The sequence below is a fragment of the Rhizobium sp. RCC_161_2 genome (assembly GCF_041355235.1).
Lineage (GTDB): Bacteria > Pseudomonadota > Alphaproteobacteria > Rhizobiales > Rhizobiaceae > Rhizobium.
This window is the reverse complement of record NZ_JBFUPL010000008.1, coordinates 122,486-138,661: the sequence shown is the minus strand read 5'-3', so window position 1 is coordinate 138,661 and position 16,176 is coordinate 122,486. Positions and strand designations below refer to the sequence as shown.

Here is a 16,176-nt window from a genome sequence, read left to right as displayed (position 1 = left end):
TAATGCACGGCCTGAAGAGGATTCTTCGGCTCAGATTTCGCCTGATAGGCGATATTCGCCCTAAGATTATGATTTAATTCGGCTAATTTATGGCTGGACAGATGACGTCTACGCCTTGACTATGCTTTTTCCTAAAACTATGTTGCGCGCGACTTCAAAACGGGCTGAAAGGTGGCGAAACCTCCTGTTCGTTTACGCGTTGACCGGGGAAATGGGACTGCGCGCGACGAAAAGGGGGAGGATATCACCGTGACGGATGACCGCGACGAAAGTCTGGAAGAGCGACGGGAGCACTTGGGAGCCGAGCTGGCGAGCAAGCGCGCCGAGATGAGAGATGATGACCGCGCGGAGGTTCGCGCCGAGGTGAGCCGTAAAGGCTATGCCCAGGCGATGAAGCTTTCCAGTGAATTCATCGCCGCAATCATCGTTGGTGCTGTTTTGGGCTATGTCTTCGACCGTTTTGTTGGTACGGCGCCGTGGGGCATGATTATTTTGCTGCTTCTCGGATTCTGTGCCGGCGTGCTGAATGTTCTGCGCTCCGCGGGCAAGGTGGCGACACCCATGCTCGAGAAGCACGGGCTTGATAAAAAATGAGGCGGAAGCAGCGCTGAGGCGTGGTTTCCTGGTGAGAGGCATCCGCTCTATCGAGCGGGAAAATGAAAGAGAACAAGCGGTGGCAAACGGTCCTACCCATCAGTTCCTGATCTTCAAGATTATCCCGATCGATATCGGCGGAATTGATTTTTCGTTCACCAATGCTTCGCTGTTCATGGTTGCTTCGGCAGTGCTGTCCGCCGGCTTCCTGTATTTCGCGACCTCGGCGCGCAGCGTCATTCCGGGCCGCTCCCAGTCCGTGGCCGAAATGGCCTACGAGTTCATCGCCTCGATGCTGAAAGAAGGGGCGGGAACCAAGGGGATGAAGTTCTTCCCGCTGGTCTTCTCGCTCTTCATGTTCGTGTTGACGGCCAATCTGCTCGGCATGGTTCCTTATTTCTATACCGTCACCAGCCAGATCATCGTCACCTTCGCGCTAGCGCTCGTCGTCATCCTGACGGTCATTCTCTACGGTTTCTTCAAGCACGGTTTCGGCTTCCTCAAGCTTTTCGTGCCGCATGGCGTTCCCGGTGTTCTGCTGCCGCTGGTGGTGATCATTGAAGTCATCTCCTTCCTGTCGCGGCCGATTTCGCTCTCCGTTCGTCTTTTCGCCAACATGCTGGCTGGCCATATCACGCTCAAGGTGTTCGCAGGCTTCGTTGCCTCGCTCGGAGCCCTTGGCGCGCTTGGTATCGGTGGCGCCATTCTTCCCCTGATTATGACCGTCGCCCTGACCGGTCTCGAGTTCCTCGTCGCCTTCCTCCAGGCTTACGTCTTTGCGGTGCTGACTTGCATGTACCTCAACGACGCAATCCATCCGGGTGGCCACTAAGGATTAAGACATTGGCGTCTGCAGGGCGTCAGTCATTCACCGCAACAACCATTTCAAAGGAGTTCAACATGGACGCGGAAGCAGCAAAGTTCATCGGCGCAGGTTTGGCTTGCTTTGGTATGGCCGGCACGGCTCTCGGCCTCGGCAATATCTTCGGCAGCTACCTGTCCGGCGCACTGCGCAATCCGTCTGCCGCTGACAGCCAGTTCGGCCGTCTGGTATTCGGTTTCGCCGTTACGGAAGCTCTGGGCATCTTCTCGCTGCTCATCGCTCTCCTCCTGCTCTTCGCCGTCTGATATCAGCGGCGTCATAGATCACGGTTCGCGAGACAGCGAGCCGTGATTCTTTGTATTTGCAGACCACCTGGAGGTGAGCATGTTTGTGACCCCGGCATATGCTGACGAAGCACCGCCGGCCGCCGGCGAGGTGCACACGGAAACGGGTGCGCCCGAGCAGGGCCATCACGCCGGCGTATTCCCGCCGTTCGACCATACGACCTATCCGTCACAGCTGCTTTGGCTGGTGATCACCTTCGTCATCTTCTACGTGGCCATGCAGAAGATCGTCATTCCGCGCGTCGGCGGTATTCTGGAAAGCCGGCATGACCGTATCGCCCAGGATATCGAAGAGGCTTCGCGCCTGAAGGCCGAGGCCGATGCGGCTGTCGCGACCTATGAAAGCGAATTGGCCGCAGCGCGCGCCAAGGCGAATTCGATCGGCGCAACCGCTCGCGATGCCGCCAAGGCAAAGGCCGAGGAAGATCGCAAGGCGATCGAAGCCAGCCTTTCGCAGAAGCTGAAGACCGCTGAAGCGCGCATCGGTGAAATCAAGACCAAAGCCTTCGCCGATGTCGGCGCGATTGCGGAAGAAACGGCTTCCGCCGTTGTCGAGCAGCTCGTCGGCAACGTCGCCGGCAAGGCTGATGTCGCTTCGGCCGTTGCCGAAGCATCCGCCAAGCGGGAGGGTTGATCATGTCATTTGCTCTTGACGAAACTTTCTTTGCTTTCGTTGCGCTGCTGCTGTTCATCGGTCTCGTCGTCTACCTGAAGGTTCCGGGCATGATGGCGAAGTCGCTGGACGACCGCGCCGATCAGATCCGCAACGAACTGGCCGAAGCCAAGCGCCTGCGCGAAGAGGCCCAGCATCTGCTGGCCGAATACCAGCGCAAGCGCAAGGAAGCCGAAGCGGATGCGGCAAATATCGTCGCTGCTGCCGAGCGTGAAGCCGAAATGCTGACGACGGAAGCCCGCAAGAAGACGGAGGAATTCGTCGCCAACCGCACGGCGCTCTCCGAGCAAAAGATCAAGCAGGCGGAAGCCGATGCGATGAAGGCGGTTCGTTCCGCCGCCGTCGACCTGGCGATCGCTGCTGCTGAATCCGTGCTCGCCAAGAAAGCCGGCGGCAAAGTCCAGACCGAGCTGTTCAGCACCGCTGTCAGCGAAGTGAAGACCCGGCTGAACTAAGCGCGCAGGCGATCAATATTTCAAGAGCCCCGCTTCGGCGGGGCTTTTTGTTTTTGAGGTCCTGTCTCGCCGCATTTGACGGCGCCAGCCGATCGAAACTAGATTGCCGCACGGTGGGGAGACGGTGGCAATGCTGACAGTGGATGGTGGCGAGGAGAATGGCATCGAGGGACCGTTCCGCCGGGGCGAATTCATCCATCGGCACACCCGGCCATGGACGGCGAGCGTTCATGCGCTGCTTGTGGGCTTGCGATCCCATGGCTTTACGAATGCGCCCCTGTCCGCGGGGTATGACGCGGTGTGGGAGAAGGTAAGTTTTCTGCCCGGCACAACTGGCGATCTCGATGAGTGCGAGGATATGCGATCCGAGACGGCCTTGCGGTCGGCAGCGTCTCTGTTGCGGCGCTATCATGATTGTACGGCGCTGTTTCTGTCGGAGATGGCAGCGTGGCAGGAATGGCAGATGTCGTCGCGCAGGCCGATCGAAGTCATCTGCCACGGTGATTTCGCGCCCTACAATGTTGTCCTGAACGAAGGCGCCGTGACGGGCATCATCGACTTTGAAACGGCCCATCCCGGTCCGCGCGGTTGGGATCTTGCCTATGCTCTCTATCGCTGGGCGCCTCTGTCCACCGGTATTGCGGCGGAGAGCCTCGGCGGGCTGGACACGCAGACCCGTCGTGCCCGCATTTTCCTCGACGCCTATGGCTTGGAGGCGGCGCGACGTCCGGCATTGCCGGACATGATCATCGAACGGCTGGATGCGCTGGTTGGTTTCATGGAAGGCGAAGCGGCGCGTGGCGTCGAGAAATACCGCGGCGATCTTCTGGACGGCCATGACCGCGTTTACCGAAACGATATTGGCTATATCAGCGAGAACCGGGAGAAGATCATCGCTGGCCTTGTCGGATAATAGCCGTCAGGCCTCGTCCCTTCGCAGCGGCCGAAAGCTCATGCGATGCAGCGAGCAGGGGCCGTGCTTCTCGATGCCGGCGCGGTGTTGAGCCGTGCCGTAGCCGGCATGGGCGGCAAAGCCATAGGCAGGGAAGACGTCGCCGGCCCGTGCCATCATCCGGTCGCGCGTCACCTTGGCGACGATCGAGGCGGCTGCGATGGAAAAGGACCGTGCGTCGCCCTTGACCACGGCCTTTCCCGGGCAGGCGAGCCCTGCCGGCACATCAAGCCCATCCGTCAAAACGTAGCTCGCGGGTATGGCGAGGCTGCATATGGCGCGGCGCATGGCATCGAGGCTCGCCTTGCGGATATCCGTGACGTCGATGCGGGTGGCGCTCGATGAGGCGATGGAGACCGTCGCCGTTGCCAGGATTTCGATGAACAGCGCTTCGCGTCGGGCAGCTGTAAGCTGCTTGGAATCGTTCAATCCCTCCGGGATACGCTCGGGATCGAGAATGACCGCCGCGGCGACGACCGGCCCGGCCAGGGGGCCGCGCCCCGCCTCGTCGGCACCGGCGACCGGCCAATGTCCGGCACGGCGGGCAATCAGTTCCAGTTCGAAGGTCGGAACGATCGGGCCTTCGTCGAAAAGCATGGGAGAATCGGGTGATGTGCGGCGTGGCATGCGGCGAAGCTCGCACACCACCCGATCTCCTGCAAGCCCCCGGTGGATCATGGCGGCGAACCGGGGGGCTCTTCCAGCGGGCAGGGAAACCCGCGAGGAAAGGGTCAGAGCAATGAGAGCTGCACGCCGCTGCCATCCGGCGGCACGAACAGGTCGTCGCGCAACGCGATATTGCGGCGCGTCAGTTCCAGCCGCCTGGTCGCCATTTCGAAGCGGCGGCTGATCTGCCAGGCATAAGGGCCGGCGCCCTTCATGCGCTTGCTGAAATCGGCGTCGTAATCCTTGCCGCCGCGCATCGAACGGATCAGCGACATGACGTGGCGATAGCGATCCGGATAATTCTGCAACAGCCAGTCGCGAAAAAGCGGGCTGACCTCCAGCGGCAGGCGCAGGATGACATAGCTCGCCTCCATGGCGCCGGCGGCCTTGCCGGCATCGAGGATACGCTCGATCTCATGGTCGTTGAGGGCGGGGATGATCGGCGCCACCATGATCGCGGTCTGGATGCCAGCCTTGCTGAGTGCCCGGATCGCCTCCAGTCGCCGCTGTGGCGTCGCGGCGCGCGGTTCCATCGTGCGGGCCAGCTTGCGGTCGAGTGTCGTCACGGAGAGGCCGACGCGCACCAGATTCTTGGCGGCCATTTCCTTCAGGATATCGATATCGCGCATGACCAGCGCCGACTTGGTGACGATCGCGACGGGATGGTTCGCCTTGTTCAGCACTTCGAGGATCTGGCGCATGATCCGCCATTCCTTCTCGATCGGCTGATAGGGATCGGTATTGGTGCCGATGGCGATGACGCGCGGCTTGTAGCCGGGCTTTGCCAGCTCGCGTTCCAGCAGTTTCGCCGCATCCGGTTTGGCAAACAGCTTCGCTTCGAAATCGAGTCCCGCCGACAGGCCCATATAGGCATGCGTCGGCCGCGCGAAACAATAGATGCAGCCATGTTCGCAGCCACGATAGGGATTGATGGAGCGGTCGAAGGGGATATCGGGGGATTCGTTGCGGGTGATCGCGGTGCGCGGCTTTTCAATTTGTACTTCGGTCTTGAAGGGCGGCAGCTCTTCAAGGGTCTGCCAGCCGTCATCGAATGTCTCGCGCTGAAGCGGCTCGAACCGGCCGCTCGGGTTGAGCCCGGCGCCACGTCCACGCCGGCGGTCGATCTCGACCCTGAGACCAGTGTCGGCGATCAAAGCATTGGCAATATCTGCCGTATTGGCAGGCGCAAACGCGGCCTGCCCTGCAAGGGACTGCTCGTTCATCGGTAACTCCGGGGGCGGTTTATGACGTTGCATGCCGCGTCTAGGCTGATTAAATTCCTATCCGACAAATGAGAACATTGCAAGAACAAAATGCGGAAAATCACCCCTCATTCAGGGATGAGTGGAGGCTGGAATGCCACTTCTCGAGTTGCATATGATTCTTTTCTTAAACGCTCTGGTTTTCAGCTTGGCCGCTGGCAATAAATTGTGCGGCGCTCTATAAATGGGCAATGTTGACGGTCATTATAGAATGCCAGGACCAGGAACCTGAGCTGGCACAAACATTGGCGGCATTGGTGGTGGGCGCGATCGAGGGGCTCGTCTCCGATGTCGTTGTGCTTGATCACGGCTCGCGCGACGGCACCTCGCGGGTTGCCGACGCCGCCGGCTGCCGTTTTTATTCGCAGTGGGATATCAAGGACATATTGCGCTCGGCGCGGGGCGAGTGGCTGCTTCTGGTCGAGCCCGGCGCGCGGCCGCAGGCGGGCTGGATCGATGAGATCGCCGAATATGTCTCGCTGAACAAGGTGCCGGCCCGCTTCACCGCGTCGCGCGGCTATCGCCGGCCGTTATTGCAGCGCATCAGACGCGGCTCGCCGCCGCTGGAACTCGGACTGCTTCTCTCCAAGCGCCAAGCCATTGCAGTCGCAAAGTCCGGCATGCGGCTTGCCGAATTCGCCAAAGGGCTGAAGGGTCGCCGCTTGTCGAGTGAACTCATCCCCTCCTGGGTCGTGAGGGCGGCCCGGTAGGCCTGGCCTTGCCGCCAATCCAGATTCCATTTGTAAATACCGGAATAGCTGTCATAATTTTCTCGTGGCGGCACCTTTCGCGTGTCGCGTCGGGCGGTCGACCATGAAGATGCCGGTATGCGGCAGAACAGGTCAGCGGAACTCTCCTCTTCTGCCGGATTTCCGGCGAAAGGAGGTGCGTCATGGAACGCACGATGTTCAACCGCCTTATCGGAACGGCCGTCTTGGCAACGGCAATCCTTCTCCCTAACCAAGCCGCCGCGCAGGCGACACTCGCTTGCGCCAAGCGCGCCGAAATCGCCACTTTTCTTGATGGGCACTATTCCGAGAAACCCTCGGCTATCGGTCAGCTCGATTCAAAGACGATCGTCGAAATCTTCGCCGCTGAAAGCGGCAGCTGGACAATGATGATCACCGATGTCTCCGGCCGCAGCTGCGTCATTCTCACCGGTCAGAATTGGGATTCTATTCCTGTTCTTCCCGGGCCGAAGGCATAGCAACCCAGAAGGCCGGCCGCGTTATCTCAGCGAAACGCCAATCTCAGTTGGTGCCGGAGCCACGTTTCAGGTGCTCGTCAAGGCGCGGCATGATCTCGACGAAATTGCAGGGCATGTGGCGATAGTCGAGCTGCGCCTTCAAGATCCCATCCCAGGCATCCTTGCAGGCGCCGGGCGAGCCGGGCAGCACGAAGATGAAGGTGGCGTTGGCGACGCCGCCGGTTGCCCGCGATTGGATGGTTGCCGTGCCGATCTTGTCGTAGGAAATGCGATGGAACACTTCGGAAAAGCCGTCCATCCGCTTTTCGAACAGGGGCTCCAGCGCCTCGGGCGTCACGTCGCGGCCGGTAAAGCCGGTGCCGCCGGTCGTGATGACGACGTCGATGGTCTTGTCGCGCGTCCAGGCTTCCACCTGGCCGCGGATACGCTCTTTGTCGTCGGGGACGATGGCGCGGGCCGCCAGCCTGTGGCCGGCCTCCGCGATGCGGGCGACTAGCGTGTCGCCGGATTTGTCGTCGGCCAGCGTGCGCGTATCGGAAACGGTCAGCACGGCGATGCCGACGGGAATGAAGGGTCTTGCTTCGCTTGGGCCAGCCATCATGCATCTCCCTTGATTGTCTCTGTCGCCTGGAAATACCAGTCGGGCCGCAGCCTGTGAAGCGATGTGGCCGCCGCTGTTGCCTGCTCAAGATCATGAAACAGGCCAAAACAGGTGGCGCCGGAGCCAGACATACGGGTCACAAGCGCCCCTTCATCGGCGATCATCTGCGACAGCGTGGCGATTTCGCCGCAGAGCGACCGTGCCGGTGGCTCGAGATCGTTGCGTAATCCCCCGATCGCCGCGATCCATCGCGCGCGGTCGTTCGACGTTTGCAGGGCGAGTGCGAGCGGCGGATTATCCTTGCGGACCAGCCGACGAAACACCTCCGGCGTCGAAACGCCGACCAGGGGATTGCCGAGGACCATGGCGAAGGACGGGAAATTCGGCAGCAATTCGATCGCCTCGCCGATGCCGCGCGCAATCAGCGGCCGGCTGACAAGGCACATCGGCACGTCGGCGCCGAGCTTCAGCGTGAGCGCCGTCATTGTGTCCAGGGGCAGGGCAAGGTTCCAGAGCTTTGCCAATCCGCGCAGGGTCGCCGCCGCGTCCGCCGAGCCGCCGCCAATGCCTGAGGCGACTGGCAGGTTCTTTTCCAGATGGATATGCACCGGTGGCGCTTCCAGCCCGGCATCACGGGCAGCCCGCCGCAGCAGGTCGCGCGCCTTCAGAACCAGATTGCCGCCGGCATCCGCGTCAGCGGCAAGAAGAGGGGAGAAGCGTCCGGAAAGGCTGAATTCGTCGTGCTCGCTGGCACGAAAACCAAGCCGGTCGCCGTGCTGCGTGAAGGTCACCAGCATGTCGAGCAGATGATATCCGTCGGCCCGCTGGCCGGTGACATGCAGCGTCAGATTGATCTTGGCGGGCGCTTCCTCCGTGAGGTCGAAATCGCCCACCGCTAAGATCATGGTCATCGGTGGTCTTAGGACTTCTTATCGACAGGTGGAGTATTCGTATTAGGGTCGGTTGCCGGCGGCGGAGTCGGGTCCGGCTGTTTGCTCTTGTCGACCGTCTTAGGGTCGGTGTCGAGCGCCGGTAGGCCCTTTTCGACCTTCTCCTTGATCTTCGGAATATCCGCTTCCTCCGGCTTGGAGGCCAGCGCACGGTTCCACTGATAGACCGCTTCCAGCTTGCGGTTGACGCGCCAATAGGCGTCGCCCAGATGGTCGTTGATCGTGGGGTCGCCGGCCTTCAGCTGCGCGGCACGCTCCAGCTCGGTCACAGCATCGTCGAAGCGGTTGAGGCGGAAATAGGCCCAGCCAAGCGAATCGACGATGTAGCCGTCGTCCGGCTTCAGATCGACAGCCTTGCGGATCATGTCGAGGCCCTGGTCGAGATTGGTGTTCATGTCGACCCAGGAATAGCCGAGATAGTTCAGCACCTGCGGCTGGTCGGGGTTCAGCTCCAGCGCCTTCTTGAAGTTCGGCTCGGCCTGCGGCCACTTCTTCAGCCGCTCATAGGCGATGCCGCGTTGGAAGAACACGGCCCAGTCGCTGCGCTTCGGCACGGGGCCGATAATCTCAATGGCCTTGTCGTAATTGTCGGCCATGCCCTGGAAGTCCTTGGCGTCGGAGAGAACGCTGCCATAGGCCAGGTAGCTGCGGACATCCTTCGGGTCGGAATCGATCAGCGCCTTCAGGTGCTTGCGCGCATCGTCGACCTTGCCGGCCTGGGCCAGCGCAAGCCCGAGCTGCAGCTCGGAGATGCGGGCCATCGGCGAATTGTCGGGCACCTTCTTGTAGAAGGAAATGGCGCGGTCGACCTGCTCCTGTTTTTCGGCAAGCCCGCCGAGGAGAACCAGTGTATCAGCGCTCTTGGGATCGAGCGTGTTGGCGATTTGCAGGTAGAGCGAGACGACATCTTCGGCGCCATCGCGGTTCAGCGCAGCGCCGATGGTAAAGAGCACCGAGGCGGCACCCTGGCTGGCGTCGGTGACCTGCTGGTCCGGCTTTTCGCCCTTGTTGATGCTGTCGCGCAGCGCGTTCAGCGGCGCGTAGTTGCTGATCAGGTTGTCGCCGACCGAAACCGTGTCCAGCGCCTTCTGCTTGTCGCCGGCCTTGGCTTCGAGGCGTGCCAGCGCCATCACGGCGCGCATGAAGGTATCGGGAGCGGTCGCGCCGCCAGCCTTGTCGAGAATGGCGTCGTTCAGGTGCGAGCGGGCAGATTTCACGTCACCGATGGTGATGGCAATGGCACCGGCATGATAGTTCTTGAAGATGTTGAACCAGTCCGGTCCCTTCATCTTGTCGATCATGGCGATGGCTTCCTTGCCACGACCGGCGCCAACGCGCGCCCAGGCAAGCAGCAGATTGTTCATCATCCGGTCGAGATCGTTCGGACCGTTATATTTGAGAATGTCCTGCGCGGCCTTGTAGTCGTGCCGGCGGATGGCATCCATGCCGCGTACGATCGTGGTGACGCGCTCCACGGAAGGGTCGCTCTTCAATTCGTTGGCGTATTTCACGCCCTCTTCGAGATTGCCGTTGAGCAGCAGCGAGATCATCAGTCGCTGCCGGATTTCCGGATTGCCCGGCTCAAGCATCAGAGCCTTTTTGTAAAGCGCGATTGCGGTATCGTAATCATGGTCGACATCGGCGGTACGGGCGGCAAGGAAGGCGCCGGCAAAGGTGTCGACGGCTTCCGCGTCGAAGACTACCTCGCTCTTGGTGTCCGGCGTTGCCGGGGCATCCTCCGCGCGCGCGCTATTCAGCGCCGACATCGAAAGGATCGCTGCCAAGGCTGCGCCCGAGAGGAAACGGATGGCAAGTCTCTGCCGCATTAGAAAGCCTTTCATCAAGGGATTACCAGCGAGGACGCCGGCAGCACAAAACATTCGTGTCAACTGATTCACAACAGGATGGCTTTTTTGAAGCGGCCGCGCAAGAAATTCGGGCCGCTGCCGATCAGTTCACGCGTTCGATGCAGAAATCGATCACTTCCATGAGTGCGGATTTCCATGGCGTTTCCGGAAGCGGCGCCAGCGCATCACGGGCGATAGTGCCGTAGTGAACGGCGCGGGCGATGGTGTCGGTGAGCGCACCATATTTCGTGATCAGACCCAGTGCCTTTTCCAGGTTCTCGTCGCTGTTGTTGCCGGTCTCGATGGCCTCGCGCCAGAAGGCGCGTTCCTTCTCGGTGCCGCGGCGATAGGCAAGAATGACGGGAAGGGTGATCTTGCCTTCGCGGAAATCGTCACCGACATTCTTGCCGAGATCGGCGGCCTTGCCGCCGTAATCCAATGCGTCGTCAACGAGCTGGAAGGCGAGGCCGAGATTGGTGCCGTAGGACTTCAGCGCATTGCGCTCGGCCTTGCCGGCATTGGCGACGATCGGGCCGACTTCGGCGGCAGCGGAGAAAAGTGCAGCCGTCTTGGCACGGATGACGGAGAGATAATCGTCTTCGGTGGTCTCCATGTTCTTGGAGACGGAGAGCTGCAGCACCTCACCCTCGGCGATGACGCAGGCGGCTGACGACAGCACGTCGAGCGCTTCCAGCGAGCCGACTTCGACCATCATGCGGAAGGCCTGGCCGAGCAGGAAGTCGCCGACGAGAACGCTGGCCTGGTTGCCCCAGATCATGCGGGCCGTGGACTTGCCGCGCCGCAGGTCGCTTTCGTCCACGACGTCATCATGCAGCAAGGTCGCTGTGTGCAGGAACTCGACCGAGGTCGCGAGCTTGATGTGATTGTCGCCCTGGTAGTTGTAGAGTGCTGCGGAGGCGATGGTCAGCATCGGCCGCAACCGCTTGCCGCCGGAGGAGATCAGGTGTTCCGCAACTTCCGGAATCATCTGCACGTCGGAACCGGCTTTCGACAGGATAAGCTGGTTCACGCGTTCCATATCCGCCTTGGTCAGGTCCACCAATGGCTTAATGGATGCCTGTTTATTCTTGCTTTCTTCAAGCGGTATCACGACGCCCAACTGTCCGGACTCCTGTTCATTTTTCACAAAGCACAATAAGAAGGGGCGCAAGGGGCGGCAAGAGGCGAATTGTCTCGTCGCGTAAATTTGACAGGAAACCCGAGGCTTATGCACGAACTCATCCGTACGAACGACCCGGTTCTCCTCTCCTTCGCCGAGAGCCTGATGAAGGATGCTGGGATTCATTGCTTTGTCGCGGATCAGGCCATGAGCATTCTCGAGGGTTCGCTCGGCATGCTGCCGCGCCGCTTTCTGGTGGAGACCGACCGCGCCGATCAGGCTCGGCGCATCCTCATCGATGCCGGCCTCGGCGACGAACTGCGCTCCGCGGGCGACTAAGGTTTTCATCATGGCCGTCCATTCGTCCGAAACGATCGATGCTTTCCATCGCGGCGCCTTCCATGTCGTCCAGCCAAAGGGTAGGGGACATCGCTCCGGCATGGACGCCATGCTGCTCGCAGCCCTGGTGGCCGATGAGCGCGGCATCAAGGTGGCCGATCTCGGCGCCGGTGCGGGGGCGGCCGGAATAGCGGTGGCCTCGCGGCTGGAGCAGGCCGAGGTGGTACTGTTCGAGCGTTCCGCGGAAATGGCCGAGTTTGCTCGAAAGAGCCTTACTCTTGCGGAAAATGCGCGGTTCGCGCGTCGCGTCTCGGTGATCGAAGCCGATGTGACCCTTATCGGCAAGGAACGCAACGCCGCTGGTCTCGTCGACGACAGTTTCCATCATGTCATCATGAATCCGCCCTTCAACGATGCCAGCGACCGGCTGACGCCGGACGCGCTGAAGGCTGAGGCGCATGCCATGACCGACGGCCTGTTCGAACGCTGGGTACGCACGGCGGGCGCAATCATGATCCCCGGCGGTCAGCTGTCGCTGATCGCCCGGCCGCAATCGATCGGCGAGATCATCGCCGCCTGCGGCCGCCGCTTCGGCGGCATCGAGATCACGCCGATCCATCCGCGCGACGGCGAAAACGCGGTTCGCATCCTGGTGACGGCAATCAAGGGCTCACGGGCGCGGCTGGCGTTGCGGGCGCCGCTGATCATGCATGGTGAAGGGACGCATAAATTCTCCGACTTCGTCGATGATCTCAACAATGGCCGCGCCGCCTACGAGCGGAAATAACCTGCCGCCCCTGGCCGGTTGATGAGCCTGCGATTCGTTTGCGGCAAGAATAACCATCTTCGGTTTTATTCATTTCGACCAAGGCGTCGGTATAGTCCGCGATAGCGGAGGAATATCCGCGATAACGAACGTTGTTCGACATCAAGCGGACGTGTTTCCATTCTGTTGGAGGAAAGATTATTGGAACGTTTTTTTACCTTGAACGTTATTTTTAGTCGTTCTACCTCAATTCTCATTGAGAGCCGAAATACGGCCGAGCACCGGAGATGACCCAGATGAACCCCGCGATGAACATGATGCCGATGATGAACCCGATGATGGGTGGTATGATGAACCCGATGATGAACGGCATGATGATGCCGATGATGAATCCCATGATGGGCGGGATGACGAACCCAATGATGATGGGTCAGATGCCGATGATGAACGGCATGATGCCCATGATGCAGATGATGATGAGCAAGATGACCTGCAAGATGACGCCGAAGGGCATGGTCTGCGAAATGATGCCGATGGAAGGCATGGACAAGGACATGTTCATGGAATGCTGCAAGCGCATGATGTCGTCCGGCATGCCGATGATGATGATGTGCGGCAACATGATGATGTGCTGCGTGATGGAAGCAGCCTAATTCCTAAGGGCATCCACCCCTCGGAATAACAAGCAGACCTCCATCTGCCTCAGGCCGTCCGCAAGGGCGGCCTTTTTGCTTTTCTGGGCAAAGGTACCTTAGCCGCGAACTTCCTCGACATAGGTCGAGACCAGATAGAGCACGGCTTCGCTGCTGGTCATGTTGCGGTAGCTGTGGGCGACGTCGGCATCGAAGATCACGGCGTCGCCTTCGCCGAGGATCTGCGGCGGATGCTTCCCCGCGACGATTTCGACCGTACCGCGCGAGACCACAAGGTTTTCGATCGTGCCGTGATGATGGGCCTCGGCGATCTCCGTGTGATAGGGCGCGATGCGCAGCTCGTAGAATTCGACCTTGCGCTCGCTTTCATAGGGAAAGAGCGCCCGCGTCTGGAACTTGCCTTCGGAGGCGGACAGCACCTTCGCCTTGGCATGGGTCAGCACCTGCAACGAGGTGTCGTGCGGTTGGGCGATCAGCGAGCCGCAGGGGACATCGAGCGCCGCGGCAATCTTCCAGAGGATGCTGATTGTCGGGCTGCTCTTGCCGGTTTCGACCTGTCCGAGCATGGCGCGGCTGACGCCGGAGATTTTTGCCAGCCGATCCAGCGAATAGCCGCGGCGCGTGCGCAGCCGGCGAAGGTTCTGGCCCGTCAACGCCGAAATTTCATCGACCGACTCGGCTCTTGGGAGCAGATGCAGAGGCTCGATGGATTCAAGCGCCATAGTTCGGGTTGCCAAGCGGCATCACCGGGACGAAACCCATGAAAGGGACCCACATCAGGAAAGGCTGTGAAGGCCAAGCGGAAACGGGAGCCTGCTCTACCGGCGTGCTCTTGGCGCGGGCGTCACGATAGGCCTGGAAATCGATGATGTTGGCAGCCTGGCTGGACATGCGATGCTCCTGCGGTTCGATGCCATAAATCTATTTTTTTGATCGACGGATGTAGAGGGCGCAGCGCCCAATCTTGAGGGACACTGAGGAATGTTTTTGCGGACCTTTGCGCCGGCGGCGAAAGTGCGTCCTCTCCGGTGTCGTCGATGAAAAACATGGCCCCCGCAGCAATCCCGGCGCGAAAATGCAATGATCGATGTTGTGTTTGCCGTTTCCATGCATACATCACGGCAGCAAACATCATGATTCAGGGACGTCGAATGGCTGGTTTTTTCAGGCGCATGCTTCCGAAGCGGTTTCGCAAGGAAAGAGTAGTCATCCCGGTCGTGCGGCTGGGCGGTGTCATCGCGTCAGGCGGCGGGCCTCTCCGGCAGTCGCTCAACCTTGCTGGCGTGTCACAAGTACTGGAAAAGGCCTTCGAGATGAAGGCTGCGCCAGCGGTTGCGCTCGTCGTCAATTCGCCCGGCGGCTCGCCGGTGCAGTCGCGGATGATCTATAACCGCATCCGCGATCTAGCGCAGGAAAAGCAGAAGAAGGTGCTGGTCTTCGTCGAGGATGTCGCGGCCTCCGGCGGCTATATGATCGCGCTCGCCGGCGACGAGATCATCGCCGACGCCACCTCCATCGTTGGTTCCATCGGCGTCGTCTCCGGCGGTTTCGGCTTTCCAGAGCTGCTGAAGAAACTCGGTGTCGAGCGTCGTGTCTATACCGCCGGCGAGAACAAGGTGATCCTCGATCCATTCCAGCCGGAAAAGGAAAAGGACATCGAATATTTAAAGAGCCTGCAGCTGGAGATCCATAAGGTCTTCATCGACATGGTGCGCGAGCGCCGGGCGGGTAAGCTCACTGACGACGACACCGTGTTTTCCGGTCTTTTCTGGACCGGCGGACGCGGTCTGGAGCTTGGCCTGATCGACGGGCTCGGCGATATGCGCCAGGAGCTGCGGAAGCGCTTCGGCGACAAGATCAAACTCGAGCTGGTCAGCACGCCGCGCAGCCTCTTCGGCCGCCGCGCGCCCGGCGTTTCGCTTGCGGGCATGGACGGCATCGGCGCTGGTCTTGCCTCCGGACTTGCGCAAGCGGCGGAGGAAAAGGCATTGTGGGGACGGTACGGATTGTAATCGGGAGTGCTGCGTAATGCCGCAGATTATATTCTTCGCCGTCGTCATCGGCGGCATCTGGTGGCTTTATCGACGCTTCGTGCGCGACGCGCAAAAGCTCACCGAAAAGTCACGCAGGGCCGAAAACGAGCGGCGTACGGGTGCTGTCGGGACTTTGGTGAAGGATCCGAAGACGGGGGAATATCGGGTGAAGCGGGATGATGAGTAGGCGTCAATTGCTTCACATTTGAATAAATGATATACATCGCGAACGTATATCAAGGAGCGTCCCGTGCAAGTTTCAAAATGGGGAAATAGCTTGGCCATCCGTATTCCTTCAGCGGTCGCAGAAGCCCTGGATTTGAAGGAAGGTGATGATGTCGTCGTGCGTATCGGAGGAGATTGTACTTTCGAAATCGAACGGGATGACCGGCGGGAAAGAGCGTTAGAGAGAATGAGGGCGTTTCAGCTCAAGCTCCCGGCGGATTGGAAGTTTGATCGCGACGAAGCCAGTTCCCGCTAATGCCTGTTGTTCCTTCCTTTCTTGATACGAATGTTCTGCTCTACGCATTCGCGGAAGACCCACGAGCATCAAGGGCACAATCACTCCTGGCTGACCCGTTTGTAACAAGCGTGCAGGCATTGAACGAATTTGCCAACGTTGGACGCAAGAAGCTCCGGTTACCATGGACACGCATTTATGATGTTGTCCAAACGATAGTCGATTTGTCCGTTTCAATTCTCCCGATTGATGAGAAGACGACCCTCTCGGCGCTTAAGCTGGCAGAGCGTTATAATTTTTCTTACTACGACGCGGCAATGATCGCAGCGGCTCTGAAAGGCAAATGCGAGAGATGCTATTCGGAGGATTTGCACGACGGCTTGGTTGTCGAAAAGCAGCTGACGATTATCAATCCATTTCGTGAGTCCTGA

Annotated in this window: 23 protein-coding genes; 15 read left to right on the top strand and 8 right to left on the bottom strand. The window is 60.0% G+C overall.

What is annotated here, in order from left to right; all coding sequences use genetic code 11:
- Positions 1–249: 249 nt before the first annotated feature.
- The 6 genes from AB6803_RS20790 (at position 250) to AB6803_RS20765 (ending at position 3,802) form a co-directional block, all read left to right on the top strand.
- Complete coding sequence (locus AB6803_RS20790) at positions 250–594, top strand: AtpZ/AtpI family protein (protein ID WP_371110667.1); 345 nt, start codon at positions 250–252, stop codon at positions 592–594.
- 79 nt (positions 595–673) lie between these two features.
- Positions 674–1,426, top strand: a complete 753-nt coding sequence (locus AB6803_RS20785) for a F0F1 ATP synthase subunit A (protein ID WP_353619677.1) — start codon at positions 674–676, stop codon at positions 1,424–1,426.
- Positions 1,427–1,494: 68 nt separating this feature from the next.
- Positions 1,495–1,722: a F0F1 ATP synthase subunit C gene (locus AB6803_RS20780; protein ID WP_004109844.1), complete on the top strand. Its 228-nt coding sequence runs from the start codon at positions 1,495–1,497 to the stop codon at positions 1,720–1,722.
- 79 nt (positions 1,723–1,801) lie between these two features.
- The gene (locus AB6803_RS20775; RefSeq protein ID WP_371110666.1) at positions 1,802–2,395 is read left to right on the top strand and encodes a F0F1 ATP synthase subunit B; all 594 of its coding nucleotides are present in this window, start codon (positions 1,802–1,804) and stop codon (positions 2,393–2,395) included.
- A 2-nt stretch (positions 2,396–2,397) separates the two neighbouring features.
- A complete protein-coding gene (locus tag AB6803_RS20770) occupies positions 2,398–2,889 on the top strand; it encodes a F0F1 ATP synthase subunit B (protein ID WP_371110665.1) in 492 nt (163 codons plus the stop codon).
- A gap of 130 nt (positions 2,890–3,019) precedes the next feature.
- Positions 3,020–3,802, top strand: a complete 783-nt coding sequence (locus AB6803_RS20765; protein WP_371110664.1) for a phosphotransferase — start codon at positions 3,020–3,022, stop codon at positions 3,800–3,802.
- A 6-nt stretch (positions 3,803–3,808) separates the two neighbouring features.
- On the opposite strand, the gene AB6803_RS20760 is transcribed toward AB6803_RS20765, so the two are convergent.
- Together AB6803_RS20760 and AB6803_RS20755 are read right to left on the bottom strand one after the other, a co-directional pair.
- Positions 3,809–4,468 carry a ribonuclease HII gene (locus AB6803_RS20760; protein ID WP_371110845.1) on the bottom strand — a complete coding sequence of 220 codons (660 nt, stop codon included), beginning with the start codon at positions 4,466–4,468 and terminating at the stop codon, positions 3,809–3,811.
- A gap of 104 nt (positions 4,469–4,572) precedes the next feature.
- Positions 4,573–5,730, bottom strand: coding sequence for a PA0069 family radical SAM protein (locus AB6803_RS20755; RefSeq protein ID WP_371110663.1), 1,158 nt, complete (start codon positions 5,728–5,730; stop codon positions 4,573–4,575).
- A 230-nt stretch (positions 5,731–5,960) separates the two neighbouring features.
- Between AB6803_RS20755 and AB6803_RS20750 the strand changes: the two genes are divergently transcribed.
- Positions 5,961–6,479, top strand: a complete 519-nt coding sequence (locus tag AB6803_RS20750; RefSeq protein WP_371110662.1) for a glycosyltransferase family 2 protein — start codon at positions 5,961–5,963, stop codon at positions 6,477–6,479.
- 182 nt (positions 6,480–6,661) lie between these two features.
- Positions 6,662–6,976, top strand: coding sequence for a hypothetical protein (locus tag AB6803_RS20745; protein ID WP_371110661.1), 315 nt, complete (start codon positions 6,662–6,664; stop codon positions 6,974–6,976).
- A 43-nt stretch (positions 6,977–7,019) separates the two neighbouring features.
- On the opposite strand, the gene moaB is transcribed toward AB6803_RS20745, so the two are convergent.
- From moaB to AB6803_RS20725, 4 genes are all read right to left on the bottom strand, one after another.
- The gene (gene moaB / locus AB6803_RS20740) at positions 7,020–7,574 is read right to left on the bottom strand and encodes a molybdenum cofactor biosynthesis protein B (protein ID WP_371110660.1); all 555 of its coding nucleotides are present in this window, start codon (positions 7,572–7,574) and stop codon (positions 7,020–7,022) included.
- Positions 7,574–8,488, bottom strand: a complete 915-nt coding sequence (locus tag AB6803_RS20735; protein WP_371110659.1) for a 4-(cytidine 5'-diphospho)-2-C-methyl-D-erythritol kinase — start codon at positions 8,486–8,488, stop codon at positions 7,574–7,576. The genes moaB and AB6803_RS20735 overlap by 1 nt, the downstream gene beginning before the upstream one ends.
- Before the next feature lie 8 nt (positions 8,489–8,496).
- A complete protein-coding gene (locus AB6803_RS20730) occupies positions 8,497–10,353 on the bottom strand; it encodes a tetratricopeptide repeat protein (RefSeq protein ID WP_371110658.1) in 1,857 nt (618 codons plus the stop codon).
- Positions 10,354–10,477: 124 nt separating this feature from the next.
- Complete coding sequence (locus AB6803_RS20725; RefSeq protein WP_371110657.1) at positions 10,478–11,494, bottom strand: polyprenyl synthetase family protein; 1,017 nt, start codon at positions 11,492–11,494, stop codon at positions 10,478–10,480.
- A gap of 108 nt (positions 11,495–11,602) precedes the next feature.
- On the opposite strand from AB6803_RS20725, the gene AB6803_RS20720 reads away from it, so the two are divergent.
- From AB6803_RS20720 to AB6803_RS20710, 3 genes are all read left to right on the top strand, one after another.
- The gene (locus AB6803_RS20720; protein WP_007695186.1) at positions 11,603–11,833 is read left to right on the top strand and encodes a DUF2007 domain-containing protein; all 231 of its coding nucleotides are present in this window, start codon (positions 11,603–11,605) and stop codon (positions 11,831–11,833) included.
- A 10-nt stretch (positions 11,834–11,843) separates the two neighbouring features.
- Positions 11,844–12,620 carry a tRNA1(Val) (adenine(37)-N6)-methyltransferase gene (locus AB6803_RS20715; RefSeq protein WP_371110656.1) on the top strand — a complete coding sequence of 259 codons (777 nt, stop codon included), beginning with the start codon at positions 11,844–11,846 and terminating at the stop codon, positions 12,618–12,620.
- Between the two features lie 275 nt (positions 12,621–12,895).
- Positions 12,896–13,252, top strand: coding sequence for a hypothetical protein (locus tag AB6803_RS20710; RefSeq protein ID WP_371110655.1), 357 nt, complete (start codon positions 12,896–12,898; stop codon positions 13,250–13,252).
- 98 nt (positions 13,253–13,350) lie between these two features.
- Here the strand turns inward: AB6803_RS20710 and AB6803_RS20705 are convergent, their stop codons facing one another.
- The gene (locus AB6803_RS20705; protein WP_371110654.1) at positions 13,351–13,974 is read right to left on the bottom strand and encodes a helix-turn-helix domain-containing protein; all 624 of its coding nucleotides are present in this window, start codon (positions 13,972–13,974) and stop codon (positions 13,351–13,353) included.
- The gene (locus AB6803_RS20700; RefSeq protein WP_371110653.1) at positions 13,964–14,143 is read right to left on the bottom strand and encodes a hypothetical protein; all 180 of its coding nucleotides are present in this window, start codon (positions 14,141–14,143) and stop codon (positions 13,964–13,966) included. The genes AB6803_RS20705 and AB6803_RS20700 overlap by 11 nt, the downstream gene beginning before the upstream one ends.
- 260 nt (positions 14,144–14,403) lie before the next feature.
- On the opposite strand from AB6803_RS20700, the gene AB6803_RS20695 reads away from it, so the two are divergent.
- From AB6803_RS20695 to AB6803_RS20680, 4 genes are all read left to right on the top strand, one after another.
- Positions 14,404–15,264 carry a S49 family peptidase gene (locus AB6803_RS20695; protein WP_371110652.1) on the top strand — a complete coding sequence of 287 codons (861 nt, stop codon included), beginning with the start codon at positions 14,404–14,406 and terminating at the stop codon, positions 15,262–15,264.
- 16 nt (positions 15,265–15,280) lie between these two features.
- Complete coding sequence (locus tag AB6803_RS20690; protein WP_007695172.1) at positions 15,281–15,472, top strand: NfeD family protein; 192 nt, start codon at positions 15,281–15,283, stop codon at positions 15,470–15,472.
- Between the two features lie 63 nt (positions 15,473–15,535).
- On the top strand, positions 15,536–15,766 hold the full coding sequence (locus AB6803_RS20685; protein ID WP_371110651.1) for an AbrB/MazE/SpoVT family DNA-binding domain-containing protein: 231 nt from the start codon (positions 15,536–15,538) through the stop codon (positions 15,764–15,766).
- Positions 15,766–16,176 (top strand): PIN domain-containing protein, encoded by a 411-nt coding sequence (locus AB6803_RS20680; protein WP_371110650.1) that lies wholly within the window; start codon positions 15,766–15,768, stop codon positions 16,174–16,176. The genes AB6803_RS20685 and AB6803_RS20680 overlap by 1 nt, the downstream gene beginning before the upstream one ends.